This is a genomic window from Heyndrickxia sp. FSL W8-0496, assembly GCF_038007825.1.
In the GTDB taxonomy this organism is placed as follows: Bacteria; Bacillota; Bacilli; order Bacillales; family Bacillaceae_C; genus Heyndrickxia; species Heyndrickxia oleronia.
Genome location: NZ_JBBOXX010000001.1, coordinates 2,403,767 through 2,427,844, shown reverse-complemented (window position 1 = coordinate 2,427,844; position 24,078 = coordinate 2,403,767). Strand labels below are relative to the sequence as shown.

Annotated in this window: 27 protein-coding genes and 1 pseudogene; 6 read left to right on the top strand and 22 right to left on the bottom strand. The window is 33.8% G+C overall.

The window, feature by feature from the left end; genetic code table 11:
- Positions 1-118 precede the first annotated feature (118 nt).
- The 6 genes from NST63_RS12250 to NST63_RS12225 all read right to left on the bottom strand — a co-directional run bounded on the left by NST63_RS12250 (position 119) and on the right by NST63_RS12225 (position 4,582).
- Entirely contained in the window at positions 119-868 is a 750-nt protein-coding gene (locus NST63_RS12250; protein WP_341042271.1) for an ABC transporter permease, read from the bottom strand.
- Entirely contained in the window at positions 869-1,630 is a 762-nt protein-coding gene (locus NST63_RS12245; RefSeq protein ID WP_341042270.1) for an ABC transporter ATP-binding protein, read from the bottom strand.
- 169 nt (positions 1,631-1,799) lie between these two features.
- On the bottom strand, positions 1,800-2,141 hold the full coding sequence (locus NST63_RS12240; RefSeq protein WP_212945333.1) for a DUF1048 domain-containing protein: 342 nt from the start codon (positions 2,139-2,141) through the stop codon (positions 1,800-1,802).
- A gap of 70 nt (positions 2,142-2,211) precedes the next feature.
- Positions 2,212-2,532 (bottom strand): PadR family transcriptional regulator, encoded by a 321-nt coding sequence (locus NST63_RS12235; protein WP_058005438.1) that lies wholly within the window; start codon positions 2,530-2,532, stop codon positions 2,212-2,214.
- A gap of 499 nt (positions 2,533-3,031) precedes the next feature.
- Positions 3,032-3,475 carry a VOC family protein gene (locus tag NST63_RS12230; RefSeq protein WP_341042269.1) on the bottom strand — a complete coding sequence of 148 codons (444 nt, stop codon included), beginning with the start codon at positions 3,473-3,475 and terminating at the stop codon, positions 3,032-3,034.
- 663 nt (positions 3,476-4,138) lie between these two features.
- On the bottom strand, positions 4,139-4,582 hold the full coding sequence (locus NST63_RS12225) for a VOC family protein (protein ID WP_212945332.1): 444 nt from the start codon (positions 4,580-4,582) through the stop codon (positions 4,139-4,141).
- Positions 4,583-5,153: 571 nt separating this feature from the next.
- Here NST63_RS12225 and NST63_RS12220 point away from each other — a divergent pair.
- Both NST63_RS12220 and NST63_RS12215 read left to right on the top strand, forming a co-directional pair.
- Positions 5,154-6,032 (top strand): DMT family transporter, encoded by an 879-nt coding sequence (locus NST63_RS12220; RefSeq protein WP_341042268.1) that lies wholly within the window; start codon positions 5,154-5,156, stop codon positions 6,030-6,032.
- A gap of 150 nt (positions 6,033-6,182) precedes the next feature.
- Positions 6,183-6,575 (top strand): hypothetical protein, encoded by a 393-nt coding sequence (locus tag NST63_RS12215; protein WP_212945330.1) that lies wholly within the window; start codon positions 6,183-6,185, stop codon positions 6,573-6,575.
- Between the two features lie 341 nt (positions 6,576-6,916).
- On the opposite strand, the gene NST63_RS27780 is transcribed toward NST63_RS12215, so the two are convergent.
- Together NST63_RS27780 and NST63_RS12210 are read right to left on the bottom strand one after the other, a co-directional pair.
- The gene (locus NST63_RS27780; RefSeq protein ID WP_373312675.1) at positions 6,917-7,021 is read right to left on the bottom strand and encodes an alpha/beta fold hydrolase; all 105 of its coding nucleotides are present in this window, start codon (positions 7,019-7,021) and stop codon (positions 6,917-6,919) included.
- Between the two features lie 16 nt (positions 7,022-7,037).
- A complete protein-coding gene (locus tag NST63_RS12210) occupies positions 7,038-7,280 on the bottom strand; it encodes a hypothetical protein (protein ID WP_341042267.1) in 243 nt (80 codons plus the stop codon).
- 422 nt (positions 7,281-7,702) lie between these two features.
- Here NST63_RS12210 and NST63_RS12205 point away from each other — a divergent pair, with 422 nt between their 5' ends.
- Both NST63_RS12205 and NST63_RS12200 read left to right on the top strand, forming a co-directional pair.
- Positions 7,703-8,554: an NAD-dependent epimerase/dehydratase family protein gene (locus NST63_RS12205; RefSeq protein ID WP_212945328.1), complete on the top strand. Its 852-nt coding sequence runs from the start codon at positions 7,703-7,705 to the stop codon at positions 8,552-8,554.
- Between the two features lie 363 nt (positions 8,555-8,917).
- Positions 8,918-9,805, top strand: a complete 888-nt coding sequence (locus NST63_RS12200; RefSeq protein ID WP_341042262.1) for a sigma-70 family RNA polymerase sigma factor — start codon at positions 8,918-8,920, stop codon at positions 9,803-9,805.
- A gap of 590 nt (positions 9,806-10,395) precedes the next feature.
- Here the strand turns inward: NST63_RS12200 and erm are convergent.
- The 14 genes and pseudogenes from erm to spxA all read right to left on the bottom strand — a co-directional run bounded on the left by erm (position 10,396) and on the right by spxA (position 21,613).
- Positions 10,396-11,229 carry a 23S ribosomal RNA methyltransferase Erm gene (gene erm, locus NST63_RS12195; RefSeq protein ID WP_341042261.1) on the bottom strand — a complete coding sequence of 278 codons (834 nt, stop codon included), beginning with the start codon at positions 11,227-11,229 and terminating at the stop codon, positions 10,396-10,398.
- Between the two features lie 612 nt (positions 11,230-11,841).
- Positions 11,842-12,639, bottom strand: coding sequence for a glutamate racemase (gene murI, locus NST63_RS12190; RefSeq protein WP_341042260.1), 798 nt, complete (start codon positions 12,637-12,639; stop codon positions 11,842-11,844).
- Between the two features lie 153 nt (positions 12,640-12,792).
- Positions 12,793-13,215, bottom strand: coding sequence for a hypothetical protein (locus NST63_RS12185; protein ID WP_341042258.1), 423 nt, complete (start codon positions 13,213-13,215; stop codon positions 12,793-12,795).
- Between the two features lie 180 nt (positions 13,216-13,395).
- The gene (locus NST63_RS12180; protein WP_212945323.1) at positions 13,396-14,385 is read right to left on the bottom strand and encodes a phosphotransferase enzyme family protein; all 990 of its coding nucleotides are present in this window, start codon (positions 14,383-14,385) and stop codon (positions 13,396-13,398) included.
- Positions 14,386-14,423: 38 nt separating this feature from the next.
- Positions 14,424-15,479: a ribosome small subunit-dependent GTPase A gene (gene rsgA / locus NST63_RS12175; protein ID WP_341042256.1), complete on the bottom strand. Its 1,056-nt coding sequence runs from the start codon at positions 15,477-15,479 to the stop codon at positions 14,424-14,426.
- Positions 15,480-15,972: 493 nt separating this feature from the next.
- Entirely contained in the window at positions 15,973-16,182 is a 210-nt protein-coding gene (locus tag NST63_RS12170; RefSeq protein WP_212945321.1) for a hypothetical protein, read from the bottom strand.
- A gap of 81 nt (positions 16,183-16,263) precedes the next feature.
- Positions 16,264-16,506 (bottom strand): hypothetical protein, encoded by a 243-nt coding sequence (locus tag NST63_RS12165; RefSeq protein ID WP_212945320.1) that lies wholly within the window; start codon positions 16,504-16,506, stop codon positions 16,264-16,266.
- Between the two features lie 375 nt (positions 16,507-16,881).
- Positions 16,882-18,333: an aldehyde dehydrogenase family protein gene (locus NST63_RS12160; protein WP_212945319.1), complete on the bottom strand. Its 1,452-nt coding sequence runs from the start codon at positions 18,331-18,333 to the stop codon at positions 16,882-16,884.
- Between the two features lie 262 nt (positions 18,334-18,595).
- Positions 18,596-19,012 carry an SRPBCC family protein gene (locus NST63_RS12155; protein ID WP_212945318.1) on the bottom strand — a complete coding sequence of 139 codons (417 nt, stop codon included), beginning with the start codon at positions 19,010-19,012 and terminating at the stop codon, positions 18,596-18,598.
- A 21-nt stretch (positions 19,013-19,033) separates the two neighbouring features.
- A pseudogene (locus tag NST63_RS12150) lies at positions 19,034-19,426 on the bottom strand (aldo/keto reductase); the annotation flags it as partial.
- Between the two features lie 527 nt (positions 19,427-19,953).
- On the bottom strand, positions 19,954-20,280 hold the full coding sequence (locus tag NST63_RS12145) for an IDEAL domain-containing protein (protein ID WP_341042253.1): 327 nt from the start codon (positions 20,278-20,280) through the stop codon (positions 19,954-19,956).
- Positions 20,281-20,464: 184 nt separating this feature from the next.
- Complete coding sequence (locus tag NST63_RS12140; RefSeq protein ID WP_058005431.1) at positions 20,465-20,878, bottom strand: RrF2 family transcriptional regulator; 414 nt, start codon at positions 20,876-20,878, stop codon at positions 20,465-20,467.
- Positions 20,879-21,050: 172 nt separating this feature from the next.
- Positions 21,051-21,185 (bottom strand): BA3454 family stress response protein, encoded by a 135-nt coding sequence (locus NST63_RS12135; protein WP_280615444.1) that lies wholly within the window; start codon positions 21,183-21,185, stop codon positions 21,051-21,053.
- A gap of 29 nt (positions 21,186-21,214) precedes the next feature.
- Entirely contained in the window at positions 21,215-21,613 is a 399-nt protein-coding gene (gene spxA / locus NST63_RS12130; RefSeq protein ID WP_341042250.1) for a transcriptional regulator SpxA, read from the bottom strand.
- 774 nt (positions 21,614-22,387) lie between these two features.
- Between spxA and NST63_RS12125 the strand changes: the two genes are divergently transcribed.
- Together NST63_RS12125 and NST63_RS12120 are read left to right on the top strand one after the other, a co-directional pair.
- Positions 22,388-22,756, top strand: a complete 369-nt coding sequence (locus tag NST63_RS12125; RefSeq protein ID WP_212945314.1) for a winged helix-turn-helix transcriptional regulator — start codon at positions 22,388-22,390, stop codon at positions 22,754-22,756.
- Positions 22,757-23,157: 401 nt separating this feature from the next.
- Entirely contained in the window at positions 23,158-23,526 is a 369-nt protein-coding gene (locus NST63_RS12120) for a winged helix-turn-helix transcriptional regulator (protein WP_341042249.1), read from the top strand.
- The last annotated feature ends 552 nt before the right edge of the window (positions 23,527-24,078 follow it).

Below are 24,078 nucleotides of genomic sequence, written 5' to 3'. Positions count from 1 at the left end.
TATTTTCCTTCCGCGAAAGAGAACACCCCACTGTCTTCTACAGCATGACTGGCAAACCACACGTCGGGGTAATGATTCATCAGTTGATTATTGATCTAGCTCAACAAAATAGTGCAGTTTACCCTAACTGGCGTTTAAATTGCTTGCTAGCGAAGAAGTAGGCGATAACCATGATGCCAACGCACCAAGTAAGCGCGATCCAGATATCATTGCCAACATCCCCTTTATATAAGAGAGCTCGAATCGCATTCACGATTGAAGTCACTGGCTGATTCTCAGCGAATGCACGGACAATTTTAGGCATAGTTTCGGTAGGGACAAAGGCCGAACTGATAAACGGCAGAAAAATTAGCGGGTACGAATAGGCTGTCGCTCCTTCCATAGACTTCGCTTTCAATCCGGGAATGACAGCCAGCCAAGTTAGAGCTAGTGTAAATAGCCCAAGTATTCCAGCTACCGCGAGCCAATGCAGAATATCAGCGTTGGAACGGAAGCCCATCAAGAGTGCGACGAGGATAACCACCACGACTGTAAGTGCATTGGAAACAAGCGAAGTTAACACGTGACCCCATAATACCGACGAGCGCTTAATTGGCATAGTAATGAAACGTGCCATCAGCCCGCTCTTTACATCCGTAAACAACCGTAGGGACGTATATGCGACGCCGGAAGCGATAGCCATCAACAAAATTCCTGGCAATAGATAATTGACGTAGTTGTCCGTGCCTGACTTTATGGCGCCACCAAATACGTAGACAAACAGCAGCATCATCATAATCGGTGTAATCGCCACCGTGATAATTGTATCCGGGCTCCGCATGATATTGCGCATTAAACGTCCTAGTAATACCCCTGTTTTGCTTTTCATTTACATTTCCTCCTTTTTGCCGATGATTGCAAGGAAAATTTCCTCCAATGTCGGCTGCTTTTCAATGAACTCTACTTTAGCTGGCGGGAACATTTCTTTGAGTTCGGTAAGGGTACCGGTCGTGATAATTTTTCCATCATGCAGAATTGCGATACGATCCGCCAATTGTTCCGCTTCCTCCAGATACTGGGTCGTCAGCAAGATGGTTGTGCCTCCGTTGGCAAGTTTCTTGACTGTATCCCAGACTTCAATCCGTGCTTCGGGATCAAGCCCTGTCGTCGGTTCGTCGAGAAAAATGACTGCTGGCTTTCCGATCAGGCTCATGGCAATGTCAATACGACGCTTCATCCCACCGGAATATTGGTCCACCCTTCGATTGGCCGCATCCGTCATGCTGAATCTTTCGAGAAGATTGTCTGCAACTTGTGCGGCGTTGGCAACTCCTCGCAATTGGGCGATCATCATCAGGTTTTCCCGACCGGTAAGCATGCCATCTAAAGCTGCGAACTGCCCTGTTAAACTAATGCTCTGGCGAACCTGATCCGGTTGACGCTGAACGTTAAAGCCGCAAATACTTACTTCACCACAATCAGGCTTCAACAGTGTCGAGAGGATGTTGACCGTCGTCGTCTTGCCCGCTCCATTTGAGCCAAGCAGAGCGAAAATTTCGCCAGGCCGCACCTCAAAATCCACCCCCTTTAAAACTTCTTTATCTTTAAAGGATTTTTTTAACGCTTTTACAGAAATCGCTACATGACCCATACTTTTCTCCTCCTTTTAAAAAGATCCTTTTAAACGTAGATTACTTTAATCCCCTACTTAGTCTCACTAATATTCTGTAATACTTAGTACTAAATGAAAAATATAACTGAATAACGAAGGTGGCAATTTACATTTATAACCAGCTATTCAGTCGGTATTATTTATGAGTTTATTTTTTTCCCAAGTGCTTCAAGATACTTTCATTCAAATCTTCACGATACTTGGCAAAGTAGGTTTTTGCGTTTGCCACTAGCTCGTCAGCAAAGGACGCCACGTCATCTCCCGTGATTTCAAGCACTTGTCTGCCTTCTGCTGCACCTGCTTCGAACAAATCGATTAATTCATACTGTATGTGTAACATATCCATCCCGTTGCCCGCTGTGAATTTCCACATATAGTTTTGAATTTTCTTAAATACATACTGATAGTCCTCTGGCATGGCTTCAACACGTGCCATCATCATCTTGTATTCTTTTTTATCACCAATCATTTTTTTGAACATTTCCATCATGTTATTTTCCTCCTTTTTTATAAAGCTAAACAAGACACACCAAAAATATCGGATGGAATATCTTATGAAGCTAGGTCGACTTCAAGACATTAATTTTTGATGATACAAAATCCCATTTTTCCCAAAACAATTCAAGTTCCTTGCGTCCAGCCTCATTAAGCGTGTAAAACTTGCGGGGCGGCCCCATATCTGACGGTTTCTTTTCAATGTTTACAAGTTTTTTCTTTTCTAATCGTACGAGGATGGTGTAGACCGTCCCTTCCACGACTTCTGTAAACCCAAGATCGTTCAGGCGGCGGGTAATCTCGTAGCCATAGGTTTCATGGCGGCTTATGATTTCCAAGACGCAGCCTTCAAGCGAACCCTTCAGCATTTCAGTTAAATTTTCCATGCTCTATGCCACCTCTATTTAGTCTGACTTATATTCAGTATCACATAGTACTGAAGCAAAATTTTTTCTGAATAGCTTTGTAAAATTCCACTATTCAGTACTACTAATTACAAGTACATCGTATCACCGAGTAGAAAGGATGTCAACAATATTTCTTAAAAATAGTTTGATACCCATATTGATGGCTATGCAACACCTTTACAAATCAATATTGTATCTATGCAAATAATTCGTACAAAGGTTTTGAAAAACATTTATATAGCTTAAAATCACCTTTATTCCTTCGTCCAGTAATGGAATAATTTTCGAATTGGCGCTTTATCCTTTGCGGTTGAACCATGTCATCAAACAATGAAGATTCTTTCAATAGGCTTTAACCTGCCCAGTTTGGCCGATAAAAAAAGGAGGTGTTGCAACTTCGTCTGTTGTTACATATGTCCCCCCTCTAATTGAACAAGATAATGATTTATTTTTTTGATATGTGCAATAGAATTCAAGATTATTGCTGAATTTCTCGGATTGAACCTAATACGATATTGTATCCATCAGGGTCTTTTATACAGGTATTTTTATCCTCCCACGAGCCGTGTACACATATAAATGGCTCGACTGCAATCTCCCCCCCTTTTCCTCGAACTTCATCAACTAGAGAGTCCAAGTCATCCCAACTAACGTGAATATACGTGTCCCATCCAAATTCAGGACCTTCCCAATCCGTAGGATAATCTAAACGCTTTTTGGCTACAGCGTTTGGTCGTACATCTTCTGGGGAGATTGACTGTTGAAGAATGATAATCATTCCGTCTCGTTCTGCATGCCCCCAACCATCAATTTTACATCCTAATACATCACGGTAGTATTCCTGAGATTTTTTTAAATCAGAGACTAGTCGTACTTGAATGGTTTGCCCAAATTTCCCTTTCCTTTGTTGTTTATATTCCACCTTTCCTCACTCCTATCAATTTATCTTTTGACTATTCAGCTAATTAATAAATGATTCTATAAACTTCAATAACTTCCTCCTTTGCTTTTGAAATAATTATTCGAAAATCACTAGTCAATTTAAACTTAACCAACAATTAGTTAAGAAAAGCTGATAATCCTCTGTGGATCTAAACTCTTGCTAATGAGGTTAATAACAACTTTTATAAAAGTTATTAAAATTTATAGATGTTTCAGCAAACTTATTTGTTCTAGAATTCGCTTACTTCTAATAGGAACTGTAAATTTCTTAAATACAAATGGATGCTATTTAACTACTCCATTTTCCAGAAAAATAATAGACCGTATATTGAACACAACTTACACTTATTGTTAATACACATAAAAGCTATTAAGTATAGAATATAATGGTTTGTGTTCTCTATTCTGCCAAACTAGCAGTTACTTCAACGAGAAAAAAACTCCTTAGTAATAATCATAAGGCTATTTCCATACAGTAAATATTTATTTTAAATAAGAACTAAGACATTAACATTGAAAAAATCTTATATTTAGTCGAAAAAAAGGAGGTGTTGCAGCTTCGTCTGTTGTTACATATGTCCCCCCCCCTCTAATTGAACAAGATAATGATTTATTTTTTTGATATGTGCAATAGAATTCAAGATTATTGCTGAATTTCTCGCATTGAACCTAATACGATATTGTATCCATCGGGGTCTTTTATACAGGCATTTTTAAACTCCCAATTGCCGTGTGCACCTATAAATGGCTCGACTGCAATCTCTCCCCCTTTTCCTCGAACTTCTTCAACTAGAGTGTCCTGGTCATCCCAACTAACATGAATATACGTGTCCCATCCAAAATCAGGACCTTCCCAATCCGTAGGATAATCTAAACGCTTTTTGGCTACAGCGTTTGGTCGTACATCTTCTGGGGAGATTGACTGTTGAAGAATGATAATCATTCCGTCTCGTTCTGCGTGCCCCCAACCATCAATTTTACATCCTAATACATCACGGTAGTATTCCTGAGATTTTTTTAAATCGGAGACTAATCGTACTTGAATGGTTTTCCCTAATTTCCCTTTAATTTGTTGTTTATGTTCCACCTTTTCTCACCCCTATTATTTTTTTGACTATTTCGCCAATTAATCAATAATTTCTATATACTTCAATAATTTCCTCCTAGGTTTTGTAATTGTTATTCGACATTCACTAGCCAAAATTAGTTGAACTGCCATTTAATTCAATTAAAATCTGAAGAACCTCTGTGAATCTATAACTCTTCTTAGAAAGTAGAATTTATCTAGGGCATTACTATTAAGCAGTTTAATAAACACCTAATATTGATATTCATACCTACAAATAACATAGTTTGTGTTCTCTACTCTGCTAAACTACTTGTTACATCGTTGAGATAAAACTCCTCCGTAGTAGAAATAATAGACTAGATACAAGTAAAAACAAAGAAATTAAATATTCAAAAAATATAATTTTCAGTTACAATAAAACATAGATGATTGTAATTAGTTTGGAATAGAGGTGAATCATTATGTATTGGACTCCATTATTCGAAAATGATGTACCAGTAGTCTTCTTCTTCTCTTAATGGAGGGAAAATGACTACATCTCTCCGTTAAGGGTTTTTTTGACCTAAATAAATAACGGAGGGTATAAAAAATGAAAAACACCTTACTAGGTTCACTATATTTAATTTTAGCGTCCAGTATTTGGGGCGGTATGTACGTGGTTGTGAAGGTTGTAGTATCAGTGATACCACCACTTGAACTTGTGTGGCTACGGTATATAGTGGCTATTTTTGCATTAATCCTTATCGGTTTGATTACTAGACAAAAATGGAGGATAGAAAAACGTTATTTCTTACTAATTATAGCTATTGGGGTAATAGGGAATACAATATCAATTGTTGCTCAGGAAACTGGTACGATGCTTTCTACAGCACAAATGGGAGCTATAATAACTTCTTCTACACCAGCATTTATGGTGATTTTTGCTCGCTTGATCTTAAAAGAACGTTTGACTATTAAAAAGGGAATCTCTGTTTGCTTAGCTACAGTAGGAGTTATCCTCATAGTTGGAATTGGGGATATGAATATGTCCAGTACACTAGGTGGTGTTTCCCTTGTTATTGCAGCTTTAACATGGGCACTTATGTCTGTTTTAGTAAAACGTATTCCAAGTGATTATTCGCAAATAGTTGTAACAACTTATTCCATTTTAGTAGCATTAATTATCTTAACACCTTTTGTTTTACCAAGATTGCATCAAATAAATCCATCTCAATTGACCCACACAACTATTTGGGGAGGACTCATATATTTGGGAGTTATTTCAACAGCAGGGGGTTTTCTACTTTGGAATCGTGGATTACAAATGCTTAATGCCTCCAGTGGAGGAATTTACTTTTTCTTCCAACCAATGGTTGGAGCATTATTAGGATGGTTAATACTCGGTGAGACAATTAATATAACTTTTTGGATAGGTTCGTTTTTTATCCTCTTAGGGGTCTTAATAGTAATTAAAGATAGACCACAGTGATTCAAACTCACAACTTTAGGGGGAACCTTACCATGATGTTAGATTTGCCTTACTCTTACAAGTTTAGTGAGACTAACAGCAAGCTATTTTGCATTTTCTAATTGATATATAATAGTGTGAGGAAATTTTATACTAGCGGAGGGTAATGAAATGAAGATCTTGTTTGATGAAACATACACTTCAAATGACGGAAAATATACAAGCAGGAATATTTGGTATGGATATGCTGATATATCTGTTGATGGTCAGCATGGAAAAACCATTAAGCTTAATGAAGATTTTATGGTCCAATTATGCGAATTAATAAAAAATGACTTATCTAAAAATGCAGAAAATGTGCCTACTCAAACTAACTGGTATTTCTATGGAAGTACTGTAACTAAGGACGCTATTGGAGACAATATCCGCCCAACAATTATGGTTCGTGAGAAGTCTGGCGAGTTTATAACTAATTTTAATATCAGTGACCACGATTTTGCTGTAAATATTGATGCTATTCTGTTGTTTAAGGCGGATTTTGAAAAACGTTTAGCAAGTCATTGATGAATAATATCAGTATAAGCATATTCAAACTATTATAAGGAATGATTTCATAATGAAATCATTCTTCTTTTTCATGCGGTGGTAGTCTTTTTGTGTGGAGGAGAAGGTAATTTAATAATAAAGATTGTGAATACTAGCACTTAAATTAACCTACCCCTTTTGTCGAATAAGAAAAAAGAGCTGTGATCTAGTTTAAATACATTTCTTTACAATCTACTTCGTTAAAAATATCGATGCTATATTAAGCATCGCACTAATCAAGTACGGGTTTACTGAATACGTATTTACCTACTGTTACTTGAGTACAATAACTCAAGGTCTACAATTTATTTCAAAAAAAATTATTTCTTTAAAAACGTTTTAACCCCTTCATTGACAATTTCATGCTGTTCGATGGATAAGCCATGTCCCGCATTTGGTATCATTTGAGTCTTTAGATTTGGCATAAGTCTTTTAGCTCTTTCAAGCATTTTTGGTTGGGTTATAGATAGTTTCGTGTTCTGCAACTAGTAAGAATGTCTCGACGGTTAGATTTTGAAGTTCTTCATCTGCAAACACAGTAGGAACAATACGTATACATGGTACACATTTCATACCAGATACGATAAATTGGCGGAACAGAGTCTCCGCTCGTTCGTCCGGTTGAAAAAACGGACTGACAAACCATTCTATTTCTCTCATAATACGAGTTTCTGTTAAATTCAATATAGATTTAGTAATCCTATCCGCTATTACTGTATTACCTATGTGATCAATTCGTTTTTTCTGAATGGGTTTTAAAAATATTTCTTTTCTATCACCTAAATTACCTTCTTCAGCTAACCTAACCCTTTTGTGAAAGAACAACTAATTGCCATACAATGAAAATAACTTCATTATAAAGGAAGCATCGAGTTTGAAGTTGAGAAAGAAAACTAAGGCCCGACCATTATTAGGAGGTAGAGAATGTACAACGATTGTAAATGATTATCTCCCCTAAAAATAATAGATAGCCTAGAATCAACCTTCTCTTATGTTAAGCATAAAAATTTTTGTATTTTCTTTAATTTATGTCACAAATCCTAAAGCCCAGTTGTCTTATTATAGAGATCATATTTTTGTATTCAATATATTTAGGAGGTTTATTTATGAAGATATTGCTTGCTGGATCTACAGGTGTAATTGGAAAAATGGTAATTCCTTTTTTAATACAAGAAGGGCATGATATATTTGGGATGATTCGATCAGAAAAGCATGTTAAATCAATGGAAGAGTTAGGAGTTAAACCAGTAATTGCAGATGCATTTGATCGAGATAGTGTTTATGCAGCATTAATTGAAACCCAGCCTGATGTTGTTATGCATCAACTCACCGCACTAAATAGTGGCGATATAGACGATAATTCAAAAATAAGGAAAGAGGGAACACGAAACCTCGTAGATGCAGCTAATCACGTTGGAGTGAAAAAAATGGTGGCCCAAAGTATTTCATGGGCATATGAACCTGGAAATACACTAGCTACAGAAGAAACACCATTAGATATTAATGCCCCATTACCTCGTAAAAAAACGATTGATGGTGTCATTGCTTTAGAAGAAAAAGTAAAAGAAATGCCTGAGTTCATTATACTTCGCTATGGTACATTCTATGGTCCTGGAACGTGGTATTCAAGAAACGGTAAAATTGCTAAACAATTGCATAAACAGGAGTTATACGCAACAAATGGGATCACATCCTTTATCCACGTAAAAGACGCAGCGAAAGCAGCTGTATTAGCTTTAAATTGGCCATCAGGAACTGTCAACATTGTAGATGATGAACCTGTAAAAGGCACGATATGGCTTCCCTATTTTGCTAGAATGATTGGGGCTCCCCTTCCTTATATAAAAGACATACATAATTCCTGGGAACGTGGAGCATCAAATTGTAAAGCAAAAAAACAATATGGCTGGGAGCCTATGTATGCTTCATGGACTAAAGGATTCGACATGTTACATTAATATTGTATATAGAAAGTAAATAATACGTTGAACATAATAAGAAGGCAATATTAATAATAATAAATAAAAAATATGATTTTTATTTTTATATTCTAACCTGACTTTTTACTTCTTGTTTTATATCGTTTATTCTTGTTCTATTAACATAGGATATAACCGTACGTTTTTTTAATAAATTACTAAAAATGTAGGTGAAGCATTTCTTTGAGCTTTACCTTATGCTTACATTTTCCAAAGATGACCTACCGCTCATGCTAATCATTAATTTTGTAGAAAAATGAAAGAAAAAAATTCAAAACATATAAGATGTATATAGAAAATGACAATACCACGGTTATAACGTTTCAGATGGAAGGGATAGTCATGTTAATCAGTCAATTCAATATAGAAGAATTATATAAAGAATATAAAGATTATTGTCTTACGATAGCGTACTGTTTACTTGGTTCAATAACAGATGCTGAAGATATTGTTCAAGATACTTTTTTAAAAATTAAAGAACATGAAAACAAAGATAAAAAAATTACTAATATGAAGGCTTATATAAACAAAATGATTGTTAATCGCTGCAAAAACGAACTGAAATCAAGTAGAAAAAAGAAAGAAGCATATATCGGAACTTGGTTACCTGAGCCTTTACTACAAGAATTCAATGGTGAACCCGTAGAGAATCTAATTCAGTCGGATCAACTAAGCTATTCATATATGGTTCTTATGGAGAACCTTTCACCTCGAGAAAGGATAGCCTACGTACTACGAAATGCCCTAGGGCTTAGACATGGCGAAATTGCCGAAATTCTAAAAACTTCTACAGTTAATAGCCGTAAAATATTAAGTAGAGCGCAAATTAAAATAGGAATAAAAAGTGAAAAAGACTTGACTATCAATCTACAGAAATATTTTATAGATCAATTTATATTGGCATTAAATAAAGGGGATATTCAAAAATTAACCAATTTGTTATCTAATGATGTACTTTTCACTGCTGATGGAGGTGGAAAGGTAAGGACAGCAATCAATGTTATCAAAGGTAAAAAACGAGTATTAGCACTTATTACAGGGATTTCAAAGAAATTTTTCTCCGGAAAAAATGCTAATGTAGCTATAATAAATAATCAATTGGGTATCGTAGTCACTGAAAATAGAAAAATTATTGGCGCCTTTTGTTTTGACTGGGATTCACCAACCCAATCGATAAATAAAATATTCTACATAGTAAATCCAGATAAGTTAAAACGTAATCCTGTTTAAGTATGAGGTGATGTTACCCGACTATTCTTTTCAAAGAGTTGTCTGTATATATGGTATTAAACTGCATCTTTACTAGAATAAGAAAAAAAGCAACCCTTATTAAAGGAAAGCCCCTTTTGTTTAGATACATTTTTTTTCACTTACTTTTTTTATATGGAAAAAGCGTGTGCAGATTACACACGCTTTTCAAGGATTCAACATTTTAATAAAGCAAAAATACTTATGTGAGGAAGAATATTAAATATCAAGTTTACGAGTACGGATCCATTTCACTTTCTCAGTATCCTATAATAAAAGATCAAGCTTTCTTTCGTAACTAAGGTACCGATTTTCACAAAATATCTTCTTGGCTTAAATCAAAGTCAACAATATTTAAGTTCTAAATTTTAATTAAGGCTGTCTTCGTATAGTTTGTTGCATTTGTAATAGCCCAACTGCCAACTTTTAAGCGATAAGTTTGTAGCTCTTTTCTTAGTGAAATAAAAGGTGTAACAGTCTTCAGCCGAGAGTTATTTATTAAAAATTTACTTAAATAGCAACAATGTTTGAGAAAGGAACCTTATTTGAAAAGCCAACTAATTTTAAATACCTTATTTTTTCGGCCAAAAATGAGGAGGTACATAATGGACCATTGTATTACATATTATTGCCCAATGTTCTTCATTAAGACTTTTTACGGTGTTCTCTGGCGCAACTTTAATTGCAGCCCTAACTTTTTTCGCTTGCGGTGCTGTAAAAATACTTCTTAAGAAATCATTAACAGGCACAGTTGAATATTTTAATCCGTACGCTAATAGCGAGTGCAACGTTTTCACATATTTATAAGAAATTAACGATTCCTTCTTTCTCACAATCGAAACCATTGCTGTATCAACTCTTGGTGGTGGAGAAAAATGATCTTTAGAAATTCCCCTTTCGATTCTTATGTCAAACCACATTCTCCATGCCATCACATACCAATCTTTAACGGATTTAGATGTAAATCGTTTGGCTGCTCCTTTTTCCATAATAATTACCGCGCTTTGAATACTATTCTTAGGATCATTTAGAAGCATTTTCATAATATCAGTTGTAATGGCAAATGGAATATTAGAAACAACTACAAACGGCTCACGAGGTAACTTTATTTTCAATATGTCCTTTTGAATCACTATTGTATTTTGCAACCCTAATGATTCTAATTTTTTTATAAACCTTGAATCATACTCGATTGCCCATACTTTTCTGGCTTTCTCATTCAAAACAGTCGTTAATGCTCCTTTCCCTGCCCCTAGCTCTAAAACAAGATGTTTATTGGATATTTTAGCTGTCTTAACAATATCAGTTAATAATTTTTTATTGTGTATGAGATGTTGCCCATTAAAATTAGGCGGCTCCCCATTGTTGAAATTTCTATATTTATGTTTATTGGATTTTTTTGTCATTAAAAATCGTTCCCTTCACTTGTTAATAACGATCTTAATTACCAAAAAAAGACACAGACGTGGCGTCTGTGTCTAAAAAAGTAAACGGTAGGTACCCAAAAGATGAACCCTTTTTAAATTGAAGAGAATGTGTGAATGCTGAAATAAACCTTCCTATTAATATAAAAAGAAGGCAGACTAAGTCTGCCTAACTTCTGGAAAGATATATTCTAATCCGATGAAGGTTATAAAAATGGGCAGACTACTCCCGTTTACTCTGTATTTGGTAACAGAGCCTTTGAACATATTAAATTACTTGTTCAAAGCACGGAAACGTAGTCTTATTGAAGCTGGCATTTTTATAACCCTCCTTATATAGTAATTTAAATATAAAGTATTGCACTTAAAAAATCAATAATAATAAAATTCTGTTTAATTGCATTTTTTCACAACACCATCAGTCTAAAAAATTCAACTTAAAAAGCGTTAATCTTTCTGAACTCCACCCTAAATAGTAGAACGAATCTAACATTTTGGGGGGAGTCATCTCGATTAACGCAACCGTTTGTTTAAGTACAAAATTCACAAACTTATTTCTAAATAAGATATCGAAACAGTTTAATCTTATTTGATTTAAACAAGCGTTGTTATAGAACTCATCCTGTCTAACAATACCAACAACTCATTATAAGCAGATAAAGTTTCCTTATCCTCAACTTCATATCCAGATTTAAAAAATTTAATATCTCCTGTACCATCATTCATTTGATTGTTTGCCTCAAGAACTCGTTTTAAGTTCTTTGCAGTTCCAATACTTCCAGAAATAATGTCCACATCTTTAGGAAATATTTTCTTTATACTATTTTCAAAATATGGGAAATGGGTACAACCAAGAACAACCGTTCCAAATTGCTTTAAATCAAACGAGGATAGTTGTTCTTTTAAATATGGTACAACTTTTTCTTCCTTAAATTCAAAATTCTCAGCGAATTCTACAAGACCAGGAAGAGGTAGACTTTCAACAATATCATGATGGTCAATCCTTTTCACAAGGTTATGAAACTTTTCCTCTCTGAGAGTCAAACTAGTTGCCAACACTAGTACCTTTTTTCGTTTTCCCTCACAGTTTTCAACAGCTGGTTTTACAGCTGGTTCTATACCCAAAATTGGAAAATCATACTTTTGACGAAGGTCATCCACTGCAATACTAGTTGCAGTATTACAAGCAATGACTAATGCTTTGATACCTTGATTAGCCATAAAGTCAACGGCATTAAAAATATATTCTCTTACTTCTTCTTTTGGTTTTTCACCATATGGAACGTGTAAGGTATCTGCATAAAATATATAATCTTCATTCGGTAAAAACCTCAATGCTTGATGAAGGACAGTAATTCCACCTATTCCAGAATCAAAAAAACCTATTCTCACTATTTTCACTCTTCTCTTAATTAATGCTATAAATCACTTATTTATCATACCATTATATTGTTAGACATACCTTGATTCTTATGAACTAAATTTCATTCTGCCACTTACTATATAAGTTTTAACTCTTGAAGTAAAATTGGAATTATATTCGTTTTATTCATCATCTTGTCGTTTTGTTCGCAGATTATAGATATAAACTATTAGAATAAGACCGCAAATAAATAGTATTACACCCATAATTACACCATTGATTAAAGTAAAGCCATCAGTGAGTGAAACGAAGAATCTAATAGCAATTGAAATTAAAATAAGTACAACCAATGAAAAACGCAGACTTTTTTGTGGGCTAATTTTATTACTTTCATGATCTGCACTAATACTCATTGATAAATATGCGGAAATAACTGTGGTTATCAAAAAAACAAGCCATAAGGGATTCTCTCTCATTCCTTCTACGCCTTTTGTCACTAAGTCATTTCCTAAAATCCCAAGAATACCAATAGTTTGTATGAAATATGCAATACGGATGTTTTTTAGATTTTGTAATATTAAACGTTCATCTGTAATTTTTTCCATTTTTATTCCTCCTCCTTATCTACCCAAAATACTTCATCTATTGGATTTACAACGATAAGAGCGCACTCATTTTTAAAGCCAGATTTCTCTAAAAATATAAGGAAATCTGGCATTTTGGGCTATCACAACTATAAAAGAGTGAATTGTTCAATCCTCTCTTTTATATGGTGTTACCATAGATTAATAGTTTATTTTCGTTCCAAAATACAACGAATCATTGTTCATAGCCTCTGTTAAGTTTTCTCTCAAACTTACTAACCATTCTGGCTCATTGTTCCATTTTTCTTCTACTGATCTTAATACACGTACATACCCATATAAATTAGCAAACCGCCTACATGCTGGTATTATTAACATCATATCCTCTGAAATCTCAAATTCTGTCCGATAGCCGTTCAAAAAGCATTGTTTTTTCTGCTGAATCATCTCTGGTGGGATACAATCTTGCAAACTATCAAGTGATTGCTCGATATCCATCACAAACCAGTGATACATAGCATCGTCAAAATCAATAATATTACAAGATTTCGACTTTTCATTATAAAACACATTATCATACTCAAAATCATAATGAATCAGTCCAAAATTGTTATTTGTCATAGGAATTGAGTCAAAATAATCTTGTAATAACATAGTTTCCTGTATAGCCAATTTTTCATCTGGAAAATCAACTAGAATCGTATGAATCCAATTTAACACGTCTTTATATGACCACCGCTTGTTACTAGAGGGTTTATACACACTAGATAACTGATGGAGTTTTCCTAATGCTTTTCCATAACTGAAAATAACTTTATCACTTAAATCAGTTTTGTTGATCTGCACACCTGCAACACGTTTAAATACGGTAGCAAAGTAATCGCCCCATGGAGTTTGTATTTCGACAAGCTCCTCACCATTTTTTGATTCAACCGTTTCTAAAACTCCATATTGCTTGGAACGAAGGTAAGAAATAAAATCCAGTTCTGCTAAAATATTTTCTTCGTATTTTTCTGTTTTTGGAGCGAATCTTAAAAGTTGTGTCTTACCTTTGGCTTGAAATGGATAAATAGCATTTGAAGATATTCTGTAATATTTAAACATATCAAGAGACTGTTTATCATATTCCCAATTTCTCAACAACATTTCTGCTAAATCCACATTGTTAAAAAGATATTTTAATTTCAACATTAGCATACAACTCCTATTGTTCTTTTTATTGTATAGCATCATTTTTTGTTTAATTTTTTCTTGAAATCTCTTCTCCTAGTATTTAATCTTTGCAATTCTGCTAACTGTTTTTTATAACTATTTAATCTGCTTTGACTTAACCTTTTATCATTTATTGCTTTTTGTATGGCACAGCCCGGTTCTTCCCGGTGTTGACAATTGTTAAATTTACAATCGTAACTCAATTGTTTGATTTCCTCAAAACTTTGTTCAAGAACCTCTTCATCTCCCCAAAGTTGCAATTCTCTTACCCCGGGAGTATCAATAATTATGCCGCCTGTTTGAAGGAAAATAAGTTCACTATTAATTGTTGTATGTTTTCCTTTCCCCGTAGACTTACTAATGGACTGTGTTTTTCGTTTTCCATCACCTACTAAAAAGTTAGTTATTGTTGATTTTCCAACTCCTGAAGATCCAAGAAAAATAACTGTCTTTCCACATGTTAAGTATTTAAAGAAAACATCCATATTTACATTTTTTTCAGCACTTACAGAATAAACGGGAACCTTATCTGCTACTTCTTTAATTTGGTTTATATATTCTTCAACATTTGAACATAAGTCTACTTTGTTTAGTATAATTACTGGTTCTATTCCACTGTTATATACCAAAGTCAAAAATCTTTCTACTCGACGAATTTCAAAATTATTATCTAATCCAATAACAATAAATGCTGTATTAATGTTTGAAGCGATTACTTGTTCCTCTGTTTTTCCCCCTTCAATCATACCCTTTTTAAATTTTCTCCCTCCAGAGATAGGAAGCTTCCTTACATAAGCATTCTCTCTTGGCAAAATAGCATGAATGAGAGCTTGATTATCATTTTCTTTCATTTCATACACGACCCAATCTCCAACTGCCGGGAAATCTTTATTGAATTGAGCCTTAAACCTAAATTTACCTGTTATGTTAGCTGTAAGTGTATTCCCTTCAACTATAATTAAAAAATTGTCCTTGTTTTTGGATATAATCCTACCTGATTTAAGACCTTTTTGTTTAAAAGATTTAAAGCATTCCTCAAAAGTAGCATTCCAACCTTGTGAATGTAGTTCCATTAAAAATTGCCTCCAGTTATAAATTTTGCGAAAATAACTGGAAATTATATTTAAAGATCCTTTATTTACATACGAAAATAGATAATAAAAAAAGCCACAGGGTATATAAAATAACCCTGTGGCTGTATATTCCGTTCTTTTACAAAGCCAATTATTTCTACTATCATGCTCTTTTTAACAATCGTTCATAAACTCAATTTATTTAATCCGCATGAGTGAGAGGCAATAAATATAATTTCCAAGGTTATCTTCATTAAATTAGTCATTGCTTCATCTCACTCCCTTCAGTAATTGTAAGAAAATTTTACCATTTTATAATTGGTAAATCAATAGGTTTATATGTCCAATAGCAAATATTTTTAAAAGAAAGAAAACTTCATAATGTAAATTTTCATTTCGTTGACCATAATTAAAAATTTTTCTGTTCTGTTGACTTCCTATAGAATGCAGCTCTTAATAGAAGTTTCTCTATTATTACAGAATATTTTATGTACTATCTACTTGTATCCTCGTTTATAACAATACTATAAGAAATATTAAGATTATCCCATACCCAAGCATGCAAAATTTCATCTATACCTTTTTGCAATGCTTTATCGTCCATACCCTCATTAATACCTAATTTTTCAAAGGTGAATGTCTCTGTCGCCTCTGTACCTTCATACTTAGTACTATTAAATGAAAAAGTAACTGTTTTACCCATTTATTAATCTTCTCCTCTTTTAAGAACTTCCAATAATTGAAAGTATTGTTTTTCTTCTTTAAATGGATTGAATTGTATAGGTTATTCAGTTGATAAATATAAAAGTATTATAAATTTATTTTCTCCACCAGCAACAAATTGTAAGTCTATATAGTTACTAAATTCATCCTTAAAACCTAAATTATGTATTTGAGAAGAGATTTCTTTGTTTAGCTTTTTCTCTTCTCTATATGTTTTTAATCCTTGATTATAGGTATCTGTAATCTTATTTGAAGTATAATCTATATCCACAGTAAAGGTTAACTTTTTATTGTTCTTTGGCAAAACTGTGAACCTGTCATATCCAAGTTCGATTACTTACAGGCATTATCATATAAACAACCATTGAGATTAAGCTATTTTTACTCTTTTTGATCGGACATGATTTTGGAGGTATTCACTTATATCTTTCGAGCCATAATCAGTATGTTATGTAAGTCTTTCTGTATTTTTTTATAAAACTCGATTCTGATGAAACCAATGGTTAACCAAAATACATGAATATTGATAAATGTGAAAGAGCTGCAATTATTGATTCTCAGTTATTGCAGCTCTTTTGTTAAATAGTTTAAGAATCACTATACTTTCATAATATTAATGTAAATTTCTAAGCTGCAAACATATACTTACAACCTAAAATCCCTTGAATATTCATAAAGGTTAAAATATTGGATATTCGCGATATCCGCTTTGTACCCCTATCCATTTTACTGTTGTGAATTTCTCCATCGCCCATTCTCCGTTAAAACGACCTATTCCAGAATCTTTTTCTCCACCAAATGGAACGTGAGCTTCATCGTTTACAGATTGATCATTTATATGGATCATACCTGTTTCAATTTTCATAGCTAACTCAGCCCCGTGATGACGGTCTTCTGTGAAAATAGAACCACTTAAGCCGTATTGCGAATCATTGGCAAATTCTACGGCCTCCTTTTCATTTTCTGCTTTTATAATCGCAGCGACTGGACCAAAGATTTCATTTTGAGCAATTGGCATATCATTCGTTACATTTTTTAAAACAGTCGGTTGCATCAAGCATCCTTCGACTTTTCCTCCGTATATGAGCTCTGCACCTTGTTCTATGCTTTCATTCAAGTCTTTTTGAATTCTTAAGATTTGTTCTTTATTGATAACCGGACCTACAAATGTTGACTGATCAGACGGATCGCCATATTTTAATTGACTGACCAATTTTGTAAATTCGTTAACAAAGTCATCATGAATCTCCTGATCCACAATAATTCGATTTAATGCCATACAAATTTGACCTTGATGAAGAAACTTACCAAAGACAGCTGCTTTTGCGGCCCGTTCTATATTGGCATCCTTTAAAACAATCATCACGTTATTTCCGCCCAGTTCAAGTGCAACGTCTTTTAAATTCTTACCTGCATTTTCGCCAATACGTCTACCTACTTCTGTTGAACCAGTGAAAGAAATGAGTTTTGGAATTGGATGAATAACAAATTCATCTCCAATTTCACTCCCTTTTCCAACTACAACATTCACAAGACCTTTCGGGAAACCTGCCTTTTCAAATAGCATTCCAAAAATGAGTCCGGATGTTACAGGTGTATCTGAAGCTGGTTTAATCACAACACTGTTTCCTGTGGCTAATGCTGGTGCAACCGAACGCATCGTTAAATGGAAAGGAAAATTCCAAGGACCGATAACCCCGATAACCCCTTTAGGAATACGATATACTCGATTTTCTTTATTCGGGAAAATGGAAGGAAGGATGCTACCGGCCATTCTAGTTGGGAAAGACATTGATTCCTTCACAACCCCTAATGCGGAATCAAATTCAATTGTGGCCTTTAAGTGAGTACTTCCTGATTCTTTTATCAGCCAATCGACAATCCCATCTTTCTCTTCCATCATTACATCGACAAGTTTTTGAAAATGTCCTTGCTTTTCAGCTACTGTCATATCAGCCCATTTAGGTTGTGCTACTTTAGCTGCTTGAAAGGCTTCATCTAGGTCTTTTTTATTCGCTGATTGTATCGTTACAATTTTTTGTCCTGTGTAAGGATTGATGTTTTCAATGTTTTTTTCGCTTGAACCTAGTTTCCAATTGCCATTAATATATTGTTTTGTGAAATGGTCCATCGTTCGTTTCCTCCTAATGCTAATGGATTTTTAGATCATGTTTGTAATTCATTTTTTATTTTTTCCCCAAATCAGATACTTGATAGATTAACTAATTTTTACAATAAGAGTCCTGTTTCTATTTTGAATTTAACAAACAGCCAAGGCTCTTTTGAAAAAGCCTTGGCTGCTTAGGTATTTCTAGATTTGTTAAAATAAAAGTCTATTCGACTAATTTATGGAGGTCACTTCGAATCAGTTGACCTTTTTCGTTCTATACGGATTAATCTAGAAATGCTTGTTGCAATGCTTCCAGGCCATCTTTGTAGATTCCATGGAACAGATTAATGGCTTCTTCATCACTCACTCCTACAGGAGTGAAACTGCCAGACCACTCTACCAACGAAGATTTTCCGTCAGTATCTTCTTTAACGTGGATGGTAGATAAATAATCAGTTACCGGAAATGGTGCTTGCATTATTGAATAAGTGTAATTACGTTCCTTATGATTGAATACTTCCAAGCGCTCAATAATCGTATCCCCATCTGGGTTTGCCAATTGACGTACGCGTCCACCTTCGCTTACTTTACTGCTTGGGATATAGGGTAACCAGTCTGGAAGTGAGTCAAAGCCCCCGATTAATTGCCATACTTGTTCAGGTGAAGCAGAAATTTTTATCGATGTTGTTGTGTGTGCCATGTTTATTACTCTCCTTATCATTTATTTAACGTCGATTGGTAGTGGTGCATGAGGTGCTACTAGTTTTTGTTCGCGCATTTCTTCCCAGAATGCTGCTGGAATCTCTGTGTTTAATGCAGCTTTGTCTTCTACAATTCTCTCAGGTCGACTAGCACCAGGAATGACAGCAGCAACCGCCGGATTAGCCAATGAAAATTGTAAAGCCGCAGCCTTGATACTGATGTTGTGACGATCAGCAATACTTTTGATTTTTTGAACTTTTGCCATAATTTCTGGTGACGCTTTTTGATATTCGAAGTGAGTACCTCCTGCAAGAACACCTGAGCTATATGGACCACCAACGACAATATCCATACCCTGTTTTACTGCCGAAGGCATTACTCGTTGTAACGCACGCATATCAAGATAATCATAAAATAAGGCTGTTTTCGTATAGTTTGTTGCTATTGTAAAAGCCCAACTGCCGGCAATAAAGAATTTTAGCTGTTCTTATGGAGATTGCAGCTCTTTCTCAGTAAAATGATACGTGTAGCAATCCTTAGTCGAGATTTAATAGTTATAATTTACTTAAATGGCAACAGTCTTTGAGAAAAGAGCCTAAAATAAAAAGCACCTAGATGGTATTAGGTACTTTTAAGTACAGAATGTTCCCTTAGTGTTTTAGAGATTATGTGAAATAAACAATATTATTTGATATAAAAAACAGGATAGACCTTTTTAGGCTATCCAGCATATTTTCACACTAAATAATATTATAAAAAAACACTGTTATAATGGTATCCTACCTCTTAACTTAAGCTCTAAACTTGTGTTAATGCGATATTCAACTTCCCTTGATTTAATAGAATTCTTTCAAAACCAATTCAAGTGCAGACAAAATTAAAACCATACGATTGATTTTAGTTAAAAAATACTGAAAGAGATTATATTTAATGTAATCATTAAATTACTCCATCAACTAACTGTTTCATCGATTTTAATTTTGAAGAAAGCTCCATAAACCATTCTTCATCCCCTGTTAATAATGCTAATTCGATAAGATAAAGGACTTGTTCTTTGTTTATTATCTTTGAATCAGGGAGTTTTTTAACGTGTTTACTTAAAAGAGAAATTGTTTTACCTATAGTGTCTTTGTTATCAGATTTAACAACAACTACTTCAACTACTCTTTCAATTGCTTCAATGTAACCTAGTATTAATTCACCCTCTATTGATTTTCCTCGAACCCAATCTCCTACTTTTAAATGGGGATTACTATTTGACATCATACTTCTTCACCTTCTTAAAAATGATTTTTTTGTACTTAAACGCGTTAAATTATATGAATAAACATTTGAATAATTTCTCATTCCTTAATTACAGCGAACAAGATTTACTGAGTTGAATATACTGTAATATTTTTTATTACATTTAAGTGTTTAAGAACTTGACGGCTATATACAATCAAACCGCTTATCGTTCTTGATTGATAAGATCCACAACTTCCTTCATTGTGTAGTTCTTTAAATATTCACCCAGATGTTCTTCAGCACCTAAGAAAATCGTAAAAAGGACTTTTTGCATATTGGAACCTACAATACACTGATTATTTGATTCAGGACACTTAGGTTGTAAAGCGCCTTCTGAGGTTATCTTATAAATGTGCCATAAATTAACTTCACTTAATTCCAAAGGAAAAATAAACCCGCCACCAGTGCCCTCTTTTGATCGAATAAACCTGTGTTTTTTTAACAAACTTAACACTTTGCGAATGCGTACCGGGTGGACACCTGCACTTTCTGAAATAGCATTACTGGTTGACATCCGGTCTGGCTGTAAAGCTAGAAAAGTTAAACTATGAATGGCAAGTGTAAAATCACTGTTCATTTTTTTCCTCCTAAGATATAAATGGCTAATCATTTTTTACATTGAAAAATAATTTTTTATCACCACGAATATACTGTAATGATAAATATTACAGATTAGTTTGTCAAACGTTTTGATATATGAATAATTTTTAACGCTGAAGAAATAAGCTCCTTTATTTTCATTCAAAGTTTTAAAGATTCCATTGTTTCTTAACTTGTTCTTCTGCCAACTGTCTAATTTTTTCCCATATCGTATCTTTACTTACAATGACATTTGTTTGATAATTTCTATTTTTATAATTAACAGTTACACACACTTCAATCATCTGCTGCCTCCTCCTTTCAAAAAAATTACTTATAAATCAGCTAATTTTTGTAACTCTAAGTTTAAAAATGTTCGAATCGTACGTGGCAAGAATTTGCGAATTTCTTCCTCATTATAGCCAACCTGTAATCTTTTTTCGTCTAAAATAATGGGCCTACGTAACATTTGAGGGTGCTTGATTATTTGATTGTAAAGTTCATTAAGCGATAGCTCATCTATATTTATATTTAATTCCTGAAAAGTTTTGGATTTAGTTGAAATAATTTCAGTAACTCCATCTTCAGTTAAACGAAGGATTGATTTAAGCTCATCAACTGTAATGGACCTTGATATTATATTTCTTTCAATATAATCAATATGATGTTCCTCGAGCCACGCTTTTGCTTTCCGGCATGAACCACAGCTTGGTGTAGTATATAGCATCACCATATTTTTACACACTCCTTTAATATTTTTGTCGAATGTATGCCAGACAGAATCAAATTGGGATGTTGAAATGTATCAAAAAAAATTACAGTTTAAAAACAAAAACACATAATGTTATCTAATCGGCAATGTTTATTTAATCTTAGCTGACCTATTCATTTTTTATTAATATTACTGTATCTACATGATCAGATAAGTTTTATCTCTCACAATTTATTTCCATCGACCTACTGTAACTTTAAACTTTACAGTTAAATTAGTCAACTGTTAAATACTGTTTTCAATCTACCACCTAACCCAACTTCTTATCTTTTATGTGATTTATCCATAAAGTCACTGCCTAATTACTTTTATTTTTGTTTTTCATTTCAAAAAATATCGATTTGAATTTTTCATTCTAATGCGTGCGTTCTTAAAATGCACGACTTTTTGAAAGGGAGTCTTTATCGCCCTGTTTCCCGGAATCATTTCACGAATATAGTTAGGACTTTAACCAAAGGTGGATGAGTATAATTAGATGTTAATTTTCTAATCTAGTTTACCAACTTATCTTTGTATCTAGAGCAAATGTATTCCATATTTTAATCTTGATGATAGTCATAAATGGAAACTATCATTTCAGCAAATAATAAATTTTGAAAGAAAGTATAGTATGAATCGGCGGGCAAATGTTATTATGGGATATATCAATCCTAAAGAAAAGTACGCACTATAAAGTTATTTAGAAACTTAAGAGTAATATAGATGCTTTTTAGTACCTATAAGGAGGAAACAAACATGCAAAAAAAGAAATACAATATTTCTGTTGAAGCGACATTAGAAGTCATCGGTGGAAAGTGGAAATGTGTGATTCTCTGCCATCTAACTCATGGAAAAAAACGAACAAGTGAATTAAAGCGCCTCATGCCAAATATCACTCAAAAAATGCTTACCCAACAGCTACGTGAACTTGAAGAAGATGGAGTCATCAATCGAATTGTGTACAATCAAGTTCCACCCAAAGTAGAATACGAGCTTAGTGAGTATGGACGAAGCTTAGAAGGTATCCTGAATTCACTATGCACATGGGGTGAAAATCATTTAACGAAAGTTTATGGAGATAAATTTTCTGTTTTAGAAGATAGCGTGTTGAATGAACATCTTTAGTGAATGGATTCGGACCTTATGTCCTCTGAGGATTAATTAGTTTGATTAGTGACTCTTTTTATTTAGAGATAACGATTAAGTATGATTGGTTACCCCATTCATCCAGATAATTTTTTACAGGGGGAAATATCCAGATATTGATTGTAAGACAAATAAAGCAGCTGATTCCTTAACAATAGAGGAATCGGCTGTTTTATTTTATTTTCTAATTTCCATAACGTACAATGCAACCCGAAAATTGGAAGTGCATAAACACCAAAAAGTCTGGTAGAAAATGTCCGCAAGATGTATGATAAGGAGTGTGTTCCACTGTAGCAGGTACTTACTTTAAAGTTATATAGGAACTAAAAAGTAATATAGGTACTTTTTAGTTCCTATAAATATTAATTAGGAGGTAAAGTATGTCTACGAAAAAGTATAATATTTCAGTTGAAGCTACACTTGAGGTTATAGGTGGGAAATGGAAGTGTGTAATCCTTTGTCATTTAAAACATGGGAAGAAACGAACATGCGAATTAAAACGTCTTATGCCTGCTATCACACAGAAAATGTTAACTCAACAATTACGTGAATTAGAACAGGATGGAATTATTAACCGGATCATTTATAATGAAGTTCCCCCAAAAGTGGAATATGAGCTTAGTGAATATGGCAAGAGCTTAAATGATATTTTAGACTCTTTATGTTCTTGGGGAGAAACTCATATTGTCAAAAATTATGGTGATCCATCTTCTGTTTTGGAAGATAACATATTAACAACCAAACATTAAAATGGAACAGTCATCTACTTGCTTATCAACTACCTAAAAATAGGACTACAGAATTATCTTTTTTTCCCCATGTAAATCAGCCCTGATTTTTTCACATATCGTGAAAAGATTACTGTTTTAAATATTAAAGAATAGAATAAAATTATCGGTAATTTGTTATTGTGGACTGGTAAATCTTAAAAGGTTGTTTTCATATAGTTTGTTGCTTTGTAAATTTTGTCTAACTATGCAAAATCAAAGAGGTCAGAGCAAATACCATCAAGAATATCAGCATATATGCTGACACGTTGGGAAATTGACGAGTATCCGAACGAACAAGCTATAGATGGTTTTGAACGTCAATTTAATAAAGACACAGGATTTTGGGCATTTCAGTGTTGTTAAAAAAACAATGACAATGTAGTTAAACACTTTTTAACCGATGTAATTGCGAATATTATTGAGGCGTCAAAACATATCAAAACTAAACATGAGGAAGAAGATGAATGCAAACTGTTTGAATATGTAAATGAGGAAATCGTTAGAGTTGATTTTAAATGACTTTAATATTTT

Excerpts from the sequence above, each read along its gene's own strand:
- NST63_RS12200 (WP_341042262.1), top strand. The coding sequence starts at position 8,918 with ATGTTAATCAGTCAATTCAATATAGAAGAATTATATAAAGAATATAAA.
- NST63_RS12180 (WP_212945323.1), bottom strand. The coding sequence starts at position 14,385 with ATGTTGAAATTAAAATATCTTTTTAACAATGTGGATTTAGCAGAAATG.
- NST63_RS12235 (WP_058005438.1), bottom strand. The coding sequence starts at position 2,532 with ATGGAAAATTTAACTGAAATGCTGAAGGGTTCGCTTGAAGGCTGCGTC.
- rsgA (WP_341042256.1), bottom strand. The coding sequence starts at position 15,479 with ATGGAACTACATTCACAAGGTTGGAATGCTACTTTTGAGGAATGCTTT.
- NST63_RS27780 (WP_373312675.1), bottom strand. The coding sequence starts at position 7,021 with ATGCCAAATCTAAAGACTCAAATGATACCAAATGCGGGACATGGCTTA.
- NST63_RS12215 (WP_212945330.1), top strand. The coding sequence starts at position 6,183 with ATGAAGATCTTGTTTGATGAAACATACACTTCAAATGACGGAAAATAT.
- erm (WP_341042261.1), bottom strand. The coding sequence starts at position 11,229 with ATGACAAAAAAATCCAATAAACATAAATATAGAAATTTCAACAATGGG.
- NST63_RS12170 (WP_212945321.1), bottom strand. The coding sequence starts at position 16,182 with ATGGGTAAAACAGTTACTTTTTCATTTAATAGTACTAAGTATGAAGGT.
- NST63_RS12155 (WP_212945318.1), bottom strand. The coding sequence starts at position 19,012 with ATGGCACACACAACAACATCGATAAAAATTTCTGCTTCACCTGAACAA.
- NST63_RS12160 (WP_212945319.1), bottom strand. The coding sequence starts at position 18,333 with ATGGACCATTTCACAAAACAATATATTAATGGCAATTGGAAACTAGGT.
- NST63_RS12125 (WP_212945314.1), top strand. The coding sequence starts at position 22,388 with ATGCAAAAAAAGAAATACAATATTTCTGTTGAAGCGACATTAGAAGTC.
- NST63_RS12140 (WP_058005431.1), bottom strand. The coding sequence starts at position 20,878 with ATGAACAGTGATTTTACACTTGCCATTCATAGTTTAACTTTTCTAGCT.
- NST63_RS12240 (WP_212945333.1), bottom strand. The coding sequence starts at position 2,141 with ATGATGGAAATGTTCAAAAAAATGATTGGTGATAAAAAAGAATACAAG.
- NST63_RS12205 (WP_212945328.1), top strand. The coding sequence starts at position 7,703 with ATGAAGATATTGCTTGCTGGATCTACAGGTGTAATTGGAAAAATGGTA.
- spxA (WP_341042250.1), bottom strand. The coding sequence starts at position 21,613 with ATGGTGATGCTATATACTACACCAAGCTGTGGTTCATGCCGGAAAGCA.
- NST63_RS12145 (WP_341042253.1), bottom strand. The coding sequence starts at position 20,280 with ATGATGTCAAATAGTAATCCCCATTTAAAAGTAGGAGATTGGGTTCGA.
- NST63_RS12185 (WP_341042258.1), bottom strand. The coding sequence starts at position 13,215 with ATGGAAAAAATTACAGATGAACGTTTAATATTACAAAATCTAAAAAAC.
- NST63_RS12220 (WP_341042268.1), top strand. The coding sequence starts at position 5,154 with ATGAAAAACACCTTACTAGGTTCACTATATTTAATTTTAGCGTCCAGT.
- NST63_RS12250 (WP_341042271.1), bottom strand. The coding sequence starts at position 868 with ATGAAAAGCAAAACAGGGGTATTACTAGGACGTTTAATGCGCAATATC.
- NST63_RS12245 (WP_341042270.1), bottom strand. The coding sequence starts at position 1,630 with ATGGGTCATGTAGCGATTTCTGTAAAAGCGTTAAAAAAATCCTTTAAA.
- NST63_RS12135 (WP_280615444.1), bottom strand. The coding sequence starts at position 21,185 with ATGATTGAAGTGTGTGTAACTGTTAATTATAAAAATAGAAATTATCAA.
- NST63_RS12120 (WP_341042249.1), top strand. The coding sequence starts at position 23,158 with ATGTCTACGAAAAAGTATAATATTTCAGTTGAAGCTACACTTGAGGTT.